Genomic DNA, 17,289 nt, shown 5'->3' on the forward strand with positions numbered 1-17,289 from the left:
GGGCGGCGGGGTCGGGCAGCCGGGCGGAGAGGGCAAACACATAGCCCAGGTCCAGGGGGCAGCGGCTGGCGTAGACCTGCTCGCTGTCCAGGGAGAGGCGCTGGCAGAGGGATTTGAGCACCGGCTTGGGGAGCCGTCCCTGATACTCCAGGCGGACGGGGGCCAGGCGTCCCCGCTTTTTCAGCACCCGGCGCATCACGTCCCGGTAGTCGTCGTCCATGTCGAAGGCCTCGTCGTCGGGGCTGATGTCGGCGTTGCGGGTGACCTTGATGACCGCCTTGGACTGGACCCGGAAGCCGGGGAAGATGCGGGGCAGCTTTTCCAGCAGCAGGTCGGGAATGAGGGTGTAGTCCAGCTCCTCCGCCGGTCCGGGCAGGGCCAGGAAGGGGGGAAGGGAGGCGGGCACAGGCAGCAGCCCCATGACCACCTGGTCCTCGGCCTTGTTCTTGAGGGTGAGAATCAGGTGGAGCTGATTGTTGTTCAGGTGGGGGAAGGGGTGTCTCGGATCCACGATCTGGGGGGACAGGATGGGGAGGACGTAATTTTTGAACCACTTGTCGGCATAGCGCCGCTGGAGGGCGTCCATCTCCTTGCGGGCCAGGCGGCGGACCTTCTGCCCGGCCAGCTTCTCTTCAATGGCGGCAAAGATCTTGTCCCGCTGGGCATAATAGGGCCGGCAGCGGGCGTAGATCTGCTTGAGCTGCTCGGCGGCGGTGAGGCCGGACTTGCTGTCCGGCTTGTCGTCCTTGCCCAGGGCGGCGATGTCGGTGAGGGACCCCACCCGGATCATGAAAAATTCGTCCAGGTTGCTCTGAAAAATGGCCACGAATTTCAGGCGCTCATAGAGGGGGTTGGTCTTGTCCTCCGCCTCCTCCAGCACCCGGCGGTTGAACTGGAGCCAGGAGAGCTCCCGGTTCTGGGTGTAGCGCAGGTCCCAGGGCAGCTTTTTCTTGGTGGTTTTCTTCTCTGCCATGTCAAGACAGCTCCTTTTGGACGGGCAGCACCCGGTCGTAGAGGTAGCCCTCCCGGACGCCGAAGCTGCTCACATGGACCACCTGGCCGCCGGCGGCCCGCACCACCGCCCGCAGCACGGTGAGCCCCGGCGTGATGGTGTGGATACGGTCGGGAGCGGTGCCCAGAATCTCCATCATCAGGGCCCGGTCGGCCTTTTTGCAGCGCTTATAGAGCATCTGAATCTCCTCGGCGGTGACGCAGCACTCGGCGGGATCATGGCCGAACCAGCGGCAGGAGAGCTTGTGGACGGCGCGGACGGTGCCGCCCACCCCGCAGAGCACCGGGTTTTCCCCGGCCAGCACGGAGGAGACCTGGTCCAGCTCGTCCTCCGCCCGGTCCCGGATGTCCCGCAGCTCCGAGGCGGTGGGGAGGACCCCCTCCTTGACGTAGGAGCAGAAGAGGTTCAGCGACCCGATGGGCAGGCTGACGGCCTCCTCCAGCTTCCCCTCCCGGTAGCGGACCAGCTCGGTGGAGCCGCCGCCGATGTCCACCAGCACGCCGTCCTGGATGTTGAGGGCGTGGGTGGCCCCTAAAAAGTCCAGCCGGGCCTCCTCCTCGCCGCTGATGAGGTCCACCTCATAGCCGGTCTTGGCCCGCAGGATGCGGATGACTTCGTCGGTATTGACGATGTTGCGCAGGGAGGCGGTGGCAAAGACCGACACATGGTCCACCCGAAAATTTTCGCAGATATGGCGGCAGGCGTTGAGGGTATCGATGCCCAGCTGGATGCCTCTGGGGGTCAGGGACCCGCCGTTGACGTGTCCGGCCAGGCCGGCGTTATACTTTTTGGAGAGCAGCAGGCCCAATTTTCCCTGCTCAAACTGGTACAGATTGAGCCGTATGGTGTTGGAGCCCACGTCAATGATCCCGTAGGTCATGAAAAGATCCCCCTTTCAAAGTGGAGCAAAGGCACATATAGTATAGTGTACCACGATTCCCCCAAAATGGCGAGAGCCGGCGGGGTAAACTTTCTGTAAAAGGGTCAGTCCACCAGCTGGGCGTTGGGGTAGGTACGGGCCATGCGCGCGTCGGGGAAGCGCTGGTCCAAAATCCGCTCCACGGCGTTTTTGGGGGGATCGCCGGTGGTCTGGCGGACGGTGTAGCGGGCCAGCGCCAGGCCGGAGACCAGCATATTGAGCAGCATGAACAGGAGCAGCACCCAGGTGATGATCCGGCCCGGCCGGACGGGCACCCGCTCGATGAGGCCCGAGAGGCGGGGATAGATCCCCTTGATCCACACCACCCCGGCGATGCCCCAGAAGAAGCAGTAGAGCAGGTTGATGCGTCCCCCCAGGTTGAAGGGGATGGCGCTGTAATCCCAAAAGACGGTGCCGAACACCAGCTCGGTAAAGACGCTGCATATGTACTCATAGACGCCGCCGATGATGGTGCCGGCAATAAAGACATAGCGGTCGCTCTTTTCCCGGTACTGGTAGAGCAGTCCGGTGAGCAGCACGCCGCCCAGGCCCCACACCACGCTGAAGGGGCCCCATACCACGCTGCTCCGGCTCATCAGGACGCCGGCGGTGACGTAGCAGAAGATGGTCTCGATGATGTCCCCCAAAAAGGAGGCGATGACAAAGAGCCACACCAGCTTGTGGAAGGAGCAGCCCTGGGCAAAGACAGCCTCCGGCTGCTGGGCCTGATAGGCCTTTTCGCTCTCCACCAGCTTTTCCGCTTCCAATTCCGGATAAGCCCGGGCCATACGGCGCTGGACGGCTCCGTTGAGGAAGCGGCCGAAGAGCTGCTCCGGCCGCTGGCGGCGGTGGAGGCGGAGTTTCAGCTGGGCCACGGCGGCGGAGGCCACGGCGCCGTCGGCGGCGGTCAGCACGCACAGGGCGATGAGGATGACCAGGCCCCAGGGCTTGGGGATGGCCTTCACCAGGGGGGCGGCCAGGGGGTTGCCCACCAGGATGCAGAAGAGGGCGGCCACGCCGCCCGCCGCCATGTGGAGGAAGGTCACCCGGCCGTTGAACCGGAAGGGACTTCCGCTGTAATCCCGCCACTTCCGGTGGAAAATCCGCTCCAAAGCCAGGTTGGACAGGGAGAGACACACGGAGGTCAGCACGCCGCCGGCCAGGAAGAGGAACAGGGGCCTTTCGCCCAGTTCCGGCAGGAAGATGGAAAAGCCCACCGCCGTCACGCCGTAGACCGGCAGCAGCGGCAGGTTCAAAAAGCCCATATTCGGCAGGGTACGGCGGCGCAGGGCGGTCACCGCCTCCACCGCCACCCACGCCAGGAAGGAATAGAGGAAGAAGAACCATACCAACTCATAGAGGGAATATGTCATAGTCCATGCTCCTTTCCGCGGCCGGAACGCTCACGCCGCATAGAGCATTGTAGCATACAACCTCCCCCACAACAACCTACTTTCTTTCGAGAAAGAAAGTAAGCAAAGAAAGCTTCCATCCGCCCCCAGACCGCGGTCTGGGGGCTTCCCTTTTTTCGAAACCGGGGCCGTAGGGGCGCCATATATGGCGCCCGCAATCCGTCGCATGCAGGAGCCTGCATAGAAACGGGCGGCCACAAGGGCCGCCCCTACGAGGTGGAGCATCGGGGTAAGATGGACGGTGCTTCCGACGCGCAGGGAGCCGGCACATTTTCTTAACGCTGCGGCACCTGGGGGAAGTGCAGAAGGGGGGTATCCCCCCTTCTGCCCCTTTTGGTCCAGGCCCTTTTCGGGAAAAGGGCCTGGCGCTGCCCGCGCAGGGTAAATTTCTCATCAAATAGAAAACACACCGGACAACCCAAACAGCTGCCCGGTGTGCGGTATTATCTCTGGTACTCGAATTCCAGGTTGTAGAGGGAGACGATGTCCCCGTCCTTGATGCCCATTTCCTCCAGCCGGTCGAAGAGGCCGGACTGGCGGAGCTGGCGGTCGAACCAGTTGCGGGACTCGTAGTCGCCGAAATTGACGTTGGCCATGAGCCGCTCCAGCCAGGGGCCCTCCACGATCCAGGTGCCGTCGTCGGCCCGGTGGATCTGGGGGGGCGCGGAGGTATCCACCTGGGGCGGACGGGCCACGTAGGTGGGCTCGTACACCGTGATGGGGGGCAGGTGCTCCAGTTCCCGGGCGGCGGCCAGCATCAGCTCCCGTGTGCCCATCTGGGCGGCGGCGGAGATCTCAAAGAAGGGCAGCCCCAGCTGTTCCACATGGGCCCTGAGGGCCTCCAGACCGGTGCGGTCGTAGGCCGCGTCCACCTTGTTGCCCGCCACCAGCATGGGCCGGGCGGCCAGCTCCGGGCTGTACTCCTTCAACTCGGCCTGGATGGCCTCAAAGTCGGCCACCGGGTCCCGTCCCTCGCTGCCCGACACGTCCACCACATGGATGAGCAGGCGGCACCGGTCCACATGGCGCAGGAAATCGTGGCCCAGGCCGGCGCCCTCGCTGGCCCCCTCGATGATGCCGGGGATGTCGGCCAGCACGAAGGACACCCCTTCTTCCACATAGACCACCCCCAGGTTGGGGAAAAGGGTGGTAAAATGGTAGTTGGCGATTTTGGGCTGGGCCTTGGACACCACCGACAAGAGGGTGGATTTGCCCACGTTGGGGAAGCCCACCAGCCCCACGTCGGCCAGCAGCTTCAGCTCCAAAATCACCTCCCGCTCCTCGCCGGGCAGGCCCGCCTTGGCGAAGTTGGGGACCTGCCGGGTGGGGGTGGCAAAGTGCTTGTTGCCCCAGCCGCCGTTGCCCCCTCTGGCCAGGACGAAGGGCTTGTCGCGCTCGGACATATCGCAGATGATCTCGTTGGTCTCGCTGTCCCGCACCACGGTGCCCCGGGGGACCTTGATGATGAGGTTTTCGCCGTCCTTGCCGGAGCAGCGCTTGCCGGCGCCGTCCATGCCGTTGGCGGCCACGTACTTGCGCTTATAGCGGAAATCCATCAGGGTGGACATATGGGAGTTGACCTCCAGGATGACGCTGCCGCCTTTTCCGCCGTCGCCGCCGTCGGGACCGCCGGCGGCCACGTATTTCTCCCGGTGGAAGGACACCGCGCCGTTGCCGCCCTTACCGGCTTTTACGGTGATGCGGGCGGTATCTACAAAGGGTGCTGCCATAAATGCCTCCTTTCAAAGAAGAAAAAAGCCTCGAACGGGGGACCCGTCCGAGGCTTATGATACCCATATTTACTGGGCGATCTCCACGATGGAGACCTGCTTGCGATCCTTACCCAGGCGCTCGAACTTGACGGTACCGTCCTTGAGCGCGAACAGGGTGTCGTCGCTGCCCTTGCCGACGTTGACGCCGGGATGGATGTGGGTGCCCCGCTGGCGAACCAGGATGTTGCCGGCCAGAACGAACTGACCGTCGGCGCGCTTGACGCCCAGACGCTTGGACTCGGAGTCGCGGCCGTTACGGGTGGAGCCGACGCCCTTCTTGTGGGCGAAGAACTGAAGACCGATGTTCAGCATATCGTACACCTCCAAACACATGTAGTAGAGAATGGGTCGTCCGGAATCAATCCTCTTCCAGGACGAGGATATTTTCGGGGTACTCCTCATGGAGCTGGGCCAGATAGACCATAAGGGCGGTCAGAAGGGTCTGACAGGTGCTCTCGTTGGTCTCGCCCAGGCCGCCGGGGAGCTTGAGGGAGATACTGTCCTCCTTGACGCGGACCGAGGCCTCCAGGCCGAGGATGTCGTTGACGGCACACTCGGTGAGCCGGACGGCGCTGGTCACGGCGGCGCAGACGATGTCGCTCCCCGCTTCGGCGTAGCCGCTGTGTCCCCGGACGGAAAAGCCGGTGATGCGGTCGCCCTCCATGCGAAAGGTGACGGTAGTCATACCGTTTCTTACACGGAGATCTTGCCGATGGTCACCTTGGTGTAGGGCTGACGGTGACCCTGACGCTTGTGATAGCCCTTCTTGGGCTTATACTTAAAGACGAGGACCTTCTTACCCTTGCCGTTCTTGACGACGGAAGCGTCCACCTTGGCGCCTTCCACCACGGGGGTGCCGAAGGTAGCGGTCTCGCCGTCGATGACGGCCAGGACCTTGTCAAAAACGATGGCGTCGCCGGCCTCGTTGGGCAGCTTCTCCACAAAGATGGTATCGCCTTCGGCCACCTTATACTGCTTGCCGCCGGTCTCAATAATCGCGTGCATTCTTTTCACTCCTTCATTACGGGCTCGCTGTCGGGGGCGGACGCAAGCGCACGGCTTCGCGCCTCTTGCATACCCATTCAAAGCGGCTATGATAGTATATCAGTTCTTTTTCTCTCTGTCAATGAGGAAAAGCGCCAATTTCTGTCCCGCCGTTTTTCCGTCCGCCGTCGGCGGAAGTACGAAAAAGGGCCCGGCTGCAAATGCAGCTGGGCCCTTGGTGCCTCCGGCCGGAATCGAACCAGCGACACGGGGATTTTCAGTCCCCTGCTCTACCAACTGAGCTACAGAGGCGTTTTTTCGACAGCGTTAGATAGTTTAGCATATCGGCGGCAAAATGTCAATTGAATTTAACGAGAAAAAAAGTTATAATGGGAAAAGTCCCATGAAAACAAGGAGGTCCGTCCATGAAACAAGCGCCACACGCGGCGGTGATCCATGATTTATCCGGTTTCGGCCGCTGTTCCCTGACCATCGCCCTGCCGGTGCTGGCGGCCATGGGGGTGCGCAGCTCGCCCATGCTGACGGCCTATCTCTCGGCCCACACCGCCTATCCCCACCGGGACCGGGCGCTGTTTCAGGACCTGACCGACACCATGCCCGCCGTCAGCGGCCACTGGGGTCTGCTGGGGGCCCGGTTTGACGCCATATACAGCGGCTTTTTGGGGGCGGCGCGGCAGATCGACCTTTTGCGGGAGTTCATCGCCCGTTTCCGCCGGCCGGAGACCCTGGTGCTGGTGGACCCGGTGATGGGAGACCACGGCCGGACCTACGCCACCTGCACCCCCGACCTCTGCGCCCGGATGGGAGCGCTGGCCGCTCAGGCCGATCTCATCACCCCCAACCTGACCGAGGCGGCCCTGCTGCTGGGGGAGCCCTACGGGGCCGTGCCCCACAGTCCGGCGGGTCTGCGGGACTGGCTGGCCCGGCTGAGCCTGGACGGCCGCCGCTCGGTGGTCATCACCGGTGTGCGGCGGGAGGAGGGCTCCATCGGCGCGGGCTGCTTTGACCGGGCCAGCGGGACCTTCAGCTTCCCCCAGACCCGGGAGGAGGCCCGGCAGTTCCCCGGCACCGGCGACCTGTTCGCCAGCGTGCTGCTGGGGGGGCTGCTCCGGGGAATGGGCCTGGATGCCGCCGCCCAGCAGGCGGTGGACTTTGTACAACAATGCGCCGCCCGCACCATCGCCCTGGACACCCCCACCCTGGACGGGGTGGAGTTTGAAGGGCTGCTGGGGCGTCTGGCGGCAGAATGAGAGTTATCGTTCATGTCTGTAAAAATCGGAAACGTAACCATTGACAGCAAGGTGGTTCTGGGTCCCATGGCCGGGGTCACCGACCTGGGCTTCCGGACGGTATGCCGGGAGCTGAGCGGCTGCTACACCGTCACCGAGATGGTGAGCGCCAAGGCCCTGTGCTATCAGGATAAAAAGAGCCTCCCTCTGCTGAAGCTGGGGGAGGGCGAGCACCCCGCCGCCGCCCAGATTTTCGGCAGCGACCCGGCGTGCATGGAGGAGGCGGCGGCCATCGCCGCCCGGGTGTCGGGGGCGGAGGTCATCGACATCAACATGGGCTGTCCGGTGCCAAAAGTGGCCCAGAGCGGCGACGGCTCGGGGCTCATGCGCACCCCCGAGCTGGCGGCCCGGGTAGTAGAGGCGGTGGTCCGGGGGGCCGGCGGCCGTCCGGTGACGGTCAAATTCCGTCTGGGCTGGGACAAGGGCTCCATCAACTGCGTGGAGTTTGCCCGGCTCATGGAGGCCGCGGGGGCGTCGGCGGTGGCGGTCCACGGCCGGACCCGCAAGCAGATGTACGCCGGACAGGCCAACTGGGACTATATCCGTCTGGTCAAGGAGGCGGTGAAGGTGCCGGTCATCGCCAACGGCGACGTGTTCTCCCCCCAGGACGCGGTACGCATCCTGCGCTATACCGGCGCGGACATGGCCATGATCGGCCGGGGGGCCTTTGGCAATCCCTGGCTTTTGCAGCAATGCGCCGCCGCCGCAGAGGGCCGTGAAATTCCGCCTCTTCCGCCGCTGGCCCGGCGGTGCGAGACGGCGGTGCGTCAGTTTGAGATCAACGCCGCCCACAAGGGGGAGAAGATCGCCTGTCTGGAGGCCCGGCGGCATTACGCCTGGTATCTGAAGGGGGTCCCCTACGCGGGCTATTATAAGGAGCAGATCGCCCACATCTCCACCATGGAGGACATTTACCGCATCACGGCGGGCATTCAGCGGGATCTGAAGTGATCCCGCCTTTGGGAAGGACGGTGAGGCCATGTCAACGGAACTGGAGCTGGTTCGCCGGGCAAAGGAGGGCGATGAACAGGCCTTTGCCGGGCTGGTGGAGCAGAATCAGAGCCGCATTTACAATCTGGCCCTGCGGATGACGGGCAACCCGGACGACGCCCTGGAGCTGTCCCAGGAGGCCTTTTTCAACGCCTGGCGGGGCTTGGGGAAGTTCCAGGGGGAGAGCAGCTTTGCCACCTGGCTCTACCGGCTGACCAGCAACGTGTGCATTGACTTTCTCCGGCGGGAAAAGCGGCGCTCCGGCGGCGCTCCGGCGGTGTCGCTGGACGACGAGGAGGCCTACACCCGGGAGGTGCCTGACGAGCGGTACAGCCCCCAGCGGCAGGTGGAGGCCGACGAGACCCGCCGGCTCATCCGGGCGGGGCTGGACGCCCTGAGCGAGGAGCACCGGCAGGTGCTGGAGCTGCGGGAGCTGGACGGTTTCAGCTACGGGCAGATCGCCCGGCTGCTGGACCTGGAGGAGGGGACGGTAAAGTCCCGCATTGCCCGGGCACGGCTGGCGCTGCGAAAATATTTGGTGGAGAACGGGAACTTTTTTACCTCCTCTTCGTCTACTAAGTAGCATTCCAAGAAAGGAGGGCCTTTTTATGATGAATTGCGACCAGGCCCTGGAGCTCATCAGCGCCAGCCTGGACGAATCCCTTACACCGGCGGAGCGGCAGGCGCTGGACAGCCATCTGGCGGATTGCCCCGCGTGCAGGGCCCTTCTGGCCGATTTCCAGAAGATGAACGACGTATTTTCCACCCTGCCCGCAGCGCCGCCCGCCGGTCTGAGCCAGGGCGTGATGGACCGCATCGCCGCTCAGAAGCAGGAGGACGCATCTAAGGTGACGCCCTTCCCGTCCAAAAAGCCCCGGCGCCGGCGCTGGGTCCGCTGGGGCGCCGCCGCCGCGGTGTTCGCGGTGGTGATCCTGGGGGCGGGACGGTCCGGGATGCTGGACGTTCTGGTCTCCCGCAACGCGGGAGCCGCGCCGCCCGCCGTCTCGGACACGGCGGAGAACAGCGCGGCGGAAAGCGACGCGGCGGACGCCGCCTCCCGGCGGTCCTCTGCGGGCGCGGGCGACGCCCAGTCGCCCATTCAGGACGCCGATGTCCCCCAGAGCGACGCCGCCGACCAGGAGATCTCCTTACCCGAAGCGGCGGCAGCCCCCGCCGGGCCCTCCGGGACGGGGGCCGCGGGACAGAGCGGCGACGACACCGCTCTTCCGGCGGACACCCCCCTGCCCACTGTGAACGCACTGACGGTGGGCACGGAGACGCCGGACGCCGGCCCAGAGAAAAACGGGACCTCGCTGACCATTGCCCCCGCTTCCGCCTCCCTGACCGAGGAGGCGGCCGAGACGGCTCTGCTGACCTATCTGGAGGAGGGCGCACCGGAAGGCGGCGCTCTTCCCACGGTGGTCTCCCTGGGCCTCTCGTCCGACGGGACCGGCTGGCTCTTCGCCTGTGAGGCGGGGGACGGCGTCGTCCACTATCAGGTGCCCTGCGACGGCAGCGCCATTGTCTGCCTGTCAGACTGAACGGAGATCGTGACCAGACCGGACGGCGGCGGAGAAGCTTTTCCTCCGGGCCGTCCGGAATTTTTTTGCTTTTCCCGGCGCGATATGGTACAATGGGACTGTTTACAAGGTAAGATGACGGCAGGCGGTATTGGAAATGATGCTTGCCGGTATACAAAACCAACGCGCCTTTGGCGCGGCGGGAAAGGAGGCTGCCATGGAAGAATTGGAGGAGCTGAAAGAACGCATGGCCCAGGACCGGCCTGTGGAGTGGGCGTCCTTCCCCGACCTGGGGCTTTATATGGACCAGATCATCTCCTATATGCCCCGTCAGCTCATCCACTATGGGGAGGGTGAGTTATTGACCTCCGCCATGGTGAATAATTATATCAAGGACGGGCTGCTGCCCCGGGCCGAGGGGAAACGCTATTCCCGTACCCATCTGGCCTATCTGACGGCCATCTGCGTATTAAAGCAGGTGCTGTCCGTCCGTGAGGTCAAGGACCTGCTGGCGGTGGGGGAGTCCCGCAAGGGGAGCGCCGAGGCGCTGTACACCTACTTCTGCAAGCAGCTGGACGGGGTTTTGCGGGAGACGTCGGACTTTCTCCCCCAGGACGGGACGGAGGAGGACCTGCCCCGGCTGGCCCTGGCCCTGGCTCTGCGGAGCTACGCCGACCGGCTGGCCTGCCAGCGGGTGCTGGACATCATGGCCGAGCACGGAATGCCCGCCGAGCCGGCCAACGGCAAACGAAAAAAAGAACGGTAACCGGCAGCGCCGGTTTGTAGGGAGGTAAGCTGCGTTATGAGCGAGTATGTCATCGTCACCGACTCCGCCGCCGATCTGAGCCAGGAGCTGGTCCAGGAGATGGGGGTGGAGGTGCTGCCCCTGTCCTTTGTGGTGGGGGAGCAGACCTATCACAATTACCCGGACAACCGGGAGATGGACCCCAAGGCGTTTTACCGTCACCTGCGGGAGGGCGGCATGGCCACCACCTCGGCGGTGAACGTGAGTCAGTACACCGCCTGTCTGGAGCCGCTGCTCCAGGCGGGAAAGGATGTGCTGATCCTGGCCTTCTCCTCCGGCCTGTCCACCACCTATCAGTCCTCGGCCATCGCCGTCAACGACCTGAAGGAGCAGTATCCAGACCGGAAAATTTATACGGTGGATACCCTGTGCGCCTCTCTGGGCCAGGGCCTGCTGGTGTGGCACGCCGTGCGCAGGCAGAAGATGGGGGCCACCATCGAGGAGGTCCGGGACTGGGCGGAGGCCAACAAGCTCCATCTGTGCCACTGGTTCACCGTGGACGACCTGCACTTTTTGAAGCGGGGCGGCCGGGTGTCGGCGGCCACGGCGGTGGTGGGCACCATGCTGGCCATTAAGCCGGTGCTCCATGTGGACAATGAGGGCCACCTCATCAACATGGCCAAGGCCAGAGGGCGCAGCGGCTCTCTGAAGGCCCTGGTGGACCACATGGCCCAGACGGTCACCCGTCCGGAGGAGCAGGTGGTGTTCATCAGCCACGGCGACTGCCTGGAGGACGCCCATAAGGTGGGCGAGATGGTCCAGCAGCGTCTGGGGGTGCGGCAGGTGGTGTATAACACCATCGGCCCCGTCATCGGCGCCCACGCCGGTCCTGGCACGGTGGCCCTCTTCTTCCTGGGAACGGAGCGCTGACCATGGCGGAGGAACTGAAATGGCTGGAGGTGGTCATCGAGACCACCGAAAACGCGCTGGACGAACTGACGGCAAAACTGACCATGAACGGCATGACCGGCCTGGTCATTGAGGACGAGGCGGATTTTCACGCCTTTTTGGAGCAGAACAAGCAGTACTGGGACTATGTGGACCAGGAGCTGGAGGACAAGATGCGGGGCGTATGCCGGGTGAAGTTTTATGTCACCGACGACGCCGACGGTCAAACGCTGCTGGCACAGTCCCTGGCGGGCATCGACGCACCCTACACCGCCCTTCCCATGGGGGACAACGACTGGGCCCACAGCTGGCAGAAATACTATCAGCCCATGGCGGTGGGCGAAAAGGTCTATATCGTCCCCGAGTGGATGAAGGACGAGCCGGTCCCCGCCGGACGGACCCCCCTCTACCTCAACCCGGGCCTCACCTTCGGCACCGGGTCTCACGCCTCCACCCAGCTCTGCCTGGGCGGTGTGGAGCGGTACGCGGTGAAGGGCGGCAAGTGCCTGGACCTGGGCTGCGGCAGCGGCATTTTGTCCATCGCGGCCCTGGCCCTGGGGATGGGCTCCGCCGTGGCGGTGGACATCGACCCCAAGGCGGTGGACGTGGCCTACGAAAACGCCGCCATGAACGGCATCGGCAAGGACCGGTATAAGGTGCTGGCCGGCGACGTCATCACCGACAAGTCCCTGGTGGACGAACTGGCGGCCCAGCAGTATGAGCTGGTGCTGGCCAACATCGTGGCCGACGTCATCATCCCCCTCTCGGCCAAGGTGGACCGGTTCCTGGCGCCGGGCGGGATGTTCCTCTGCTCGGGCATCATCGACACCCGGGCCGACGAGGTCCGGACCGCGCTGGAATCCCACGGCCTCACCATCGTGGACCGGTGGGAGCAGAAGGGCTGGGTGGCCTTCTCCGCCCGGTTCTGAGCATAAAAAACAAGGGCGTGTCCGCGGCAGATACCGTGGACACGCCCCTTTTCTGTTTGCCTAAAAATTCAGAGCCGGGATGGTAAAGGCCACCTCGCCCAGGATATACCGCACATCCACCGCGCCCAGAGCGGGGTTGCGGCTGTCGTTGGAGATGTTGCGGTTGTCGCCCATGACGAATACGAAGCCCTCCGGCACGGTGATGGTGTCGATCTGCTGCCAGGACTGGCGGATCATATCCTCCTTGATATAGTCCTCCTCCAGCACCTGTCCGTCCACCGTCACGGTGCCGGCCTCGTAGTCGATCTGCACCGTCTGGCCGCCCACGGCGATGACCCGCTTGACGATGGGGCCCTGGATGTTCTCAAAATACTTGGTGAGCACCACGATGTCGCCGTTTTCCGGCGTATAACCCAGTCCGCGCACCACCAGCATGTCCCTGTCGTGCAGGGTGGGGTACATGGAGTCCCCGTCCACCGGGGTGAGCCGTCCCACAAAGGTGAATACCAGGATGATGCCGATGATGACCGGCACCACCGCCTGGAGCCAGCCGTAGAGGCTCTGGCTGAGGGTCTGGGGCTCATCTTCCTTGCTCTGTCTGCGTTCCCGCTTACCTTCCATGGCGTGAAGCTCCTTGCGTTCAGATGGGGAAATGCCCCGGCGGCAGCGCCGTCGGGGCAATCCGGATTCCGGTTATTTGGCGTAATCGACGACCTTGGTCTCCCGGATCATATTGACCTTGATCTGGCCGGGATATTCCAGCTCGTCCTCGATTTTTTTGGCGATGTCCCGGGCCAGGAGCACCATCTGGTCCTCGCTGACCTGGTCGGGCTTGACCATGATGCGGACCTCCCGGCCGGCCTGGATGGCGAAGGACTTTTCCACGCCGGGGAAGGAGGAGGTAACCTCTTCCAGCTTCTCCAGGCGCTTGATGTAGTTCTCCAGATTCTCACGGCGGGCGCCGGGCCGGGCGGCGGAGATGGCGTCGGCCGCCTGCACCAGGCAGGCCACGATGGTCCGGGGCTCCACGTCGTTGTGGTGGGCCTCGATGGCGTGGACCACGTTTTCGTTTTCCCGGTACTTGCGGGCCAGCTCCACGCCGATCTGGACGTGGGAGCCCTCCACCTCGTGGTCGATGGACTTGCCCAGGTCGTGGAGGAGGCCGGCGCGCTTGGCCTCGCCCACGTTGGCGCCGATCTCGGCGGCCAGCAGGCCGGCCAGATGGGCCACCTCGATGGAGTGGTTGAGGACGTTCTGTCCGTAGCTGGTGCGGTACTTCATGCGGCCCAGGAGCTTGACCAGCTCCGGGTGGAGGCCGTGGACGTTGGTCTCAAAGATGGCGCGCTCGCCCTCGGCCTTGATGGTGGCGTCCACCTCCCGCTTGGCCTTTTCCACCATTTCCTCGATACGGGTGGGGTGGATGCGGCCGTCCTGGATGAGCTTTTCCAGGGCGATGCGGGCGATTTCCCGGCGGACGGGGTCGAAGCAGGAGACGGTGATGGCCTCGGGAGTATCGTCGATGATAAGGTCCACCCCGGTCATGGTCTCCAGGGTACGGATGTTGCGGCCTTCCCGGCCGATGATGCGGCCCTTCATCTCGTCGTTGGGCAGGGGAACCACGGAGACGGTGGCCTCAGCCACATGGTCGGCGGCGCAGCGCTGGATGGCCAGAGAGAGGATCTCCCGGGCCTTGGTGTCGGCTTCTTCCTTGTAACGGGTCTCGATTTCCTTGACCTTCATGGCGGCCTCGTGGGTCACGTCGGCCTCGATCTGGGAGATGAGGTAATGCTTTGCCTCCTCGGCGGTAAAGCCGGAGATCCGTTCCAGCACCTCCAGCTGGGTCTTTTTGATGGTCTCCACCTCTTCGCGGGCGGCTTCCAGCTGAGCCAGCTTGGTCTGGAGGCTCTCCTCCTTCTTTTCCATGTTCTCGGTCTTGCGGTCCAGGTTTTCTTCCTTCTGCTGGAGGCGGCGCTCCTGCTTTTGGAGGTCGGCCCGGCTCTCCTTCACTTCCCGCTCGTACTCGTTGCGGGCGCGGAGGATCTCCTCCTTGGCCTCCACCAGGGCCTCGCGCTTTTTGCTCTCGGCGCTTTTGATGGCCTCGTTGATGATGCGCTTGGCCTCATCCTCGGCGCTGGAGATCTCCTTTTCGGCGATGCGCCGGCGGTACTGATAGCCCAGCGGGAACATGATGACCGTAAACACCACGGCGGTTATCAAAAAGGTAATAATATATGGCATCAAATGTTGTTTACACCTCCACTTTCAAATTTGTCTATATGAGCCATAGCGTCCCTTGCAGAACGGCCCGGAAATTGGGCGATTCTTACAAAAAACAAAAAACTTCCCCTCACGTTTTTCCATTATGACTTCCAATCTATTTTAGTGCTAATGATACCCTTCTGTCAAGAAAATTTGTGTGCGGCGCTGCAAGTTATTTGGACATCATGTGCATTTTTTGTCCCCTTTCCCCCCGATTGACAGGGGGAGAGGGGGCTTTTATAATGGGGAGCAACGGACCGTCCGTCCTGTCGGAAGCGGCTGCGGAGGGCGGTATTTCAGTAAAGGAAGGGTGCTTTTTATGTCAGAACGGACCAGCGCCGGCAAAAAAGCCGGTCCGCCGCCGGCGGGGGCGCTGCGGAGTCTGCCCCGGGTGGACGCGCTTTTGTCCCATCCCCGCCTGGCGGAGAGCGGTCTGCCCCGGTGGGCGCTGCGGACGGCGGTGCGAAAGACCCTGGACGAGGCCCGGGCCGCGCTCACAGAGGGCCGGCGGACGGCGGCCCCCACGGAAGAGGAGGCGGCGGCGCTGGCCCTGTCCCGGGCGGAGGCGCTGCTCCGACCCCGGCTGCGCCCGGTGGTCAACGGCACGGGGGTGGTGCTCCACACCAATCTGGGGCGGGCGCCTCTGAGCCGGCGTGCGGCGGAGGCGGCGGCGGCGGTGTCCGCCGGCTGGTCCACCCTGGAGTACGACCTGTCCGCCGGCGGGCGGGGGAGCCGGCAGGCCCACGTCAAGCGGCTGCTGTGCGCCCTCACCGGGGCGGAGGACGCCCTGGCGGTGAACAACAACGCCGCGGCGGTGCTGCTGATGCTGGCGGCGGCGGGGAGCGGAAAGGGGGTGGCCCTGTCCCGTGGGGAGCTGGTGGAGATCGGGGGCAGCTTCCGGGTGCCCGACATCATGGCCCGCAGCGGCGCCCGGCTGGTGGAGGTGGGGACCACCAACAAGACCCATCTGTCCGACTACCGCCGGGCGCTGGACGCCGGAGCGGCCCAAGTCCTCCTCAAGGTCCACACCAGCAATTTTCAGGTGGTGGGCTTCACCCAGTCGGTGGGGCTGGCCCGGCTGGCCCGGCTGGCGGAGGAGCGGTGCGTGCCGCTGCTCTACGACATGGGCAGCGGCGGGCTTTATCCCCATCCCGCCCTGCCGGACGGCCCCACGGCGTCGGAGAGTCTGGCCGCCGGGGCGGACGTGGTGTGCTTTTCGGGGGACAAGCTGCTGGGCGGTCCCCAGGCGGGGATTCTGTTGGGGCGAAGGCGCTGGATCGGGGCCATGGCCGCCGACCCGCTGGCCCGGGCGCTGCGGCCGGACAAACTGACTCTGGCGGCGCTGGAGGCCACTCTGCTGGCCTGGCAGGACCCGGAGGGCGCCTGGGAGCTGCCGGTGCTGTCCATGCTGGGCGCCTCTCCCCAGGCGCTGGAGGCCCGGGCCCGGGAGGGCGCGGCGTACCTGTCCCAGGCGGGCGGCGGGCGGTGCCGGGTGGCGGTGACGCCGGTATCCGGCCCGGTGGGGGGCGGCTCGCTGCCGGGGGTGGAGCTGTCCGGCTGGGCGGTGTCGCTGGTCCCTCTGCGGGGGGGCGTGGCCGGGCTGGAGCGGCATTTCCGGAGCTGGACCCCCGCCATCGTGGGCCGGGTCCACAAGGGCGCCCTGCTGCTGGACGTGCGCACCCTCCGCCCGGAGGACTGGCCGGACATCGCCGCCGCCCTGGCGGCCTATGACCCGGAGGAGGGACGGACATGAAGCATGTGGTGCTGGCGGCGGCGGGCCATGTGGACCACGGCAAGACCGCCCTGGTCCGCGCCCTCACCGGGGTGGACACCGACACCCTGCCCGAGGAGAAGCGCCGGGGGCTGAGCATCGAAACCGGCTTTGCCCCCCTGGACCTGGCGGACGGGGTGCAGATCAGCCTGGCGGACGTGCCGGGCCACGCCCGCCTGATCCCCCACATGCTGGCGGGGGTGTGCGGGGCGGACGGGTTTCTTTTGGTCATTGCCGCCGACGAAGGGGTCATGCCCCAGACGGCGGAGCATCTGGACCTTCTGACCATTCTGGGGATAAAGCGGGGGATAATCGCCCTGACCAAAACCGACCGGGTGGACGGGGAGACCCTGGACCGGCGGCGGGAGGAGATTGCCCGCTGGGCGGCGGCCCGCGGTCTGTCCGGTATGCCCATCTGCCCGGTGTCGGCGGTGACCGGCCGGGGCCTGGACGGTCTGCGGGCGGCGCTGGCGGCGCTGGCGGAGGCGGTCCAACCCCGGGAGACAGGGCTTCCCTTTCGGCTGTGGGTGGACCGGGTGTTTTCCATCCCCGGGCAGGGCACCGTGGTCACCGGCACGGCGGCCCAGGGCCGGGCGGCGGTGGGCGAAACCCTCTGCTTCTATCCCGGCGGGACACCGGCGCGGGTGCGGAGCATCCAGCGCCACGGCCAGCCCTGCGAGACCCTGTGGGCGGGAATGCGGGGCGGGCTCAATCTGGC

At 64.9% G+C, this 17,289-nt stretch carries 18 protein-coding genes and 1 tRNA gene; 9 read left to right on the forward strand and 10 right to left on the reverse strand.

Going from position 1 to position 17,289, the window contains the following annotated elements; genetic code table 11:
* From H7U37_RS12045 to H7U37_RS12080, 8 genes are all read right to left on the reverse strand, one after another.
* Positions 1-973, reverse strand: a 973-nt coding sequence (locus H7U37_RS12045) for a polyphosphate kinase (RefSeq protein WP_477742898.1), incomplete at its 3' end; no start/stop codon positions are given.
* 1 nt (position 974) lies between these two features.
* Positions 975-1,892 (reverse strand): Ppx/GppA phosphatase family protein, encoded by a 918-nt coding sequence (locus H7U37_RS12050; RefSeq protein WP_204876012.1) that lies wholly within the window; start codon positions 1,890-1,892, stop codon positions 975-977.
* Positions 1,893-1,996: 104 nt separating this feature from the next.
* A complete protein-coding gene (locus H7U37_RS12055; protein ID WP_204876013.1) occupies positions 1,997-3,304 on the reverse strand; it encodes a putative ABC transporter permease in 1,308 nt (435 codons plus the stop codon).
* 482 nt (positions 3,305-3,786) lie between these two features.
* Positions 3,787-5,073 (reverse strand): GTPase ObgE, encoded by a 1,287-nt coding sequence (gene obgE, locus H7U37_RS12060; RefSeq protein WP_204876014.1) that lies wholly within the window; start codon positions 5,071-5,073, stop codon positions 3,787-3,789.
* A gap of 69 nt (positions 5,074-5,142) precedes the next feature.
* Entirely contained in the window at positions 5,143-5,427 is a 285-nt protein-coding gene (gene rpmA / locus H7U37_RS12065) for a 50S ribosomal protein L27 (RefSeq protein ID WP_204876041.1), read from the reverse strand.
* A 46-nt stretch (positions 5,428-5,473) separates the two neighbouring features.
* Entirely contained in the window at positions 5,474-5,800 is a 327-nt protein-coding gene (locus H7U37_RS12070) for a ribosomal-processing cysteine protease Prp (RefSeq protein ID WP_204876015.1), read from the reverse strand.
* An 8-nt stretch (positions 5,801-5,808) separates the two neighbouring features.
* Positions 5,809-6,120 carry a 50S ribosomal protein L21 gene (gene rplU, locus H7U37_RS12075; protein WP_204876016.1) on the reverse strand — a complete coding sequence of 104 codons (312 nt, stop codon included), beginning with the start codon at positions 6,118-6,120 and terminating at the stop codon, positions 5,809-5,811.
* A 215-nt stretch (positions 6,121-6,335) separates the two neighbouring features.
* A tRNA-Phe gene (locus H7U37_RS12080) sits at positions 6,336-6,411 on the reverse strand.
* Positions 6,412-6,524: 113 nt separating this feature from the next.
* Between H7U37_RS12080 and H7U37_RS12085 the strand changes: the two genes are divergently transcribed.
* From H7U37_RS12085 to prmA, 7 genes are all read left to right on the forward strand, one after another.
* Positions 6,525-7,370: a pyridoxamine kinase gene (locus H7U37_RS12085; RefSeq protein ID WP_204876017.1), complete on the forward strand. Its 846-nt coding sequence runs from the start codon at positions 6,525-6,527 to the stop codon at positions 7,368-7,370.
* Between the two features lie 12 nt (positions 7,371-7,382).
* Positions 7,383-8,360 (forward strand): tRNA dihydrouridine synthase DusB, encoded by a 978-nt coding sequence (dusB, locus tag H7U37_RS12090; protein ID WP_204876019.1) that lies wholly within the window; start codon positions 7,383-7,385, stop codon positions 8,358-8,360.
* 28 nt (positions 8,361-8,388) lie between these two features.
* Positions 8,389-8,982, forward strand: coding sequence for an RNA polymerase sigma factor (locus tag H7U37_RS12095; protein WP_204876021.1), 594 nt, complete (start codon positions 8,389-8,391; stop codon positions 8,980-8,982).
* 25 nt (positions 8,983-9,007) lie between these two features.
* Positions 9,008-9,940: an anti-sigma factor gene (locus H7U37_RS12100; protein ID WP_204876023.1), complete on the forward strand. Its 933-nt coding sequence runs from the start codon at positions 9,008-9,010 to the stop codon at positions 9,938-9,940.
* 196 nt (positions 9,941-10,136) lie between these two features.
* A complete protein-coding gene (locus tag H7U37_RS12105) occupies positions 10,137-10,685 on the forward strand; it encodes a DUF1836 domain-containing protein (protein WP_204876025.1) in 549 nt (182 codons plus the stop codon).
* Between the two features lie 36 nt (positions 10,686-10,721).
* The gene (locus H7U37_RS12110) at positions 10,722-11,594 is read left to right on the forward strand and encodes a DegV family protein (protein WP_204876026.1); all 873 of its coding nucleotides are present in this window, start codon (positions 10,722-10,724) and stop codon (positions 11,592-11,594) included.
* Between the two features lie 2 nt (positions 11,595-11,596).
* On the forward strand, positions 11,597-12,541 hold the full coding sequence (prmA, locus tag H7U37_RS12115) for a 50S ribosomal protein L11 methyltransferase (RefSeq protein ID WP_204876029.1): 945 nt from the start codon (positions 11,597-11,599) through the stop codon (positions 12,539-12,541).
* A 60-nt stretch (positions 12,542-12,601) separates the two neighbouring features.
* On the opposite strand, the gene lepB is transcribed toward prmA, so the two are convergent.
* Complete coding sequence (gene lepB, locus H7U37_RS12120; protein WP_204876031.1) at positions 12,602-13,162, reverse strand: signal peptidase I; 561 nt, start codon at positions 13,160-13,162, stop codon at positions 12,602-12,604.
* 72 nt (positions 13,163-13,234) lie between these two features.
* Positions 13,235-14,779 (reverse strand): ribonuclease Y, encoded by a 1,545-nt coding sequence (gene rny / locus H7U37_RS12125; protein WP_243413666.1) that lies wholly within the window; start codon positions 14,777-14,779, stop codon positions 13,235-13,237.
* A gap of 340 nt (positions 14,780-15,119) precedes the next feature.
* On the opposite strand from rny, the gene selA reads away from it, so the two are divergent.
* Both selA and selB read left to right on the forward strand, forming a co-directional pair.
* Entirely contained in the window at positions 15,120-16,553 is a 1,434-nt protein-coding gene (gene selA, locus H7U37_RS12130) for an L-seryl-tRNA(Sec) selenium transferase (RefSeq protein WP_204876039.1), read from the forward strand.
* Positions 16,550-17,289: selenocysteine-specific translation elongation factor (selB, locus tag H7U37_RS12135; protein ID WP_204876040.1), on the forward strand; the 740-nt coding region annotated here is incomplete at its 3' end. The genes selA and selB, both read left to right, overlap by 4 nt.

The organism is Pseudoflavonifractor phocaeensis, assembly GCF_016901735.1.
Taxonomy (GTDB): Bacteria; Bacillota; Clostridia; order Oscillospirales; family Oscillospiraceae; genus Pseudoflavonifractor_A.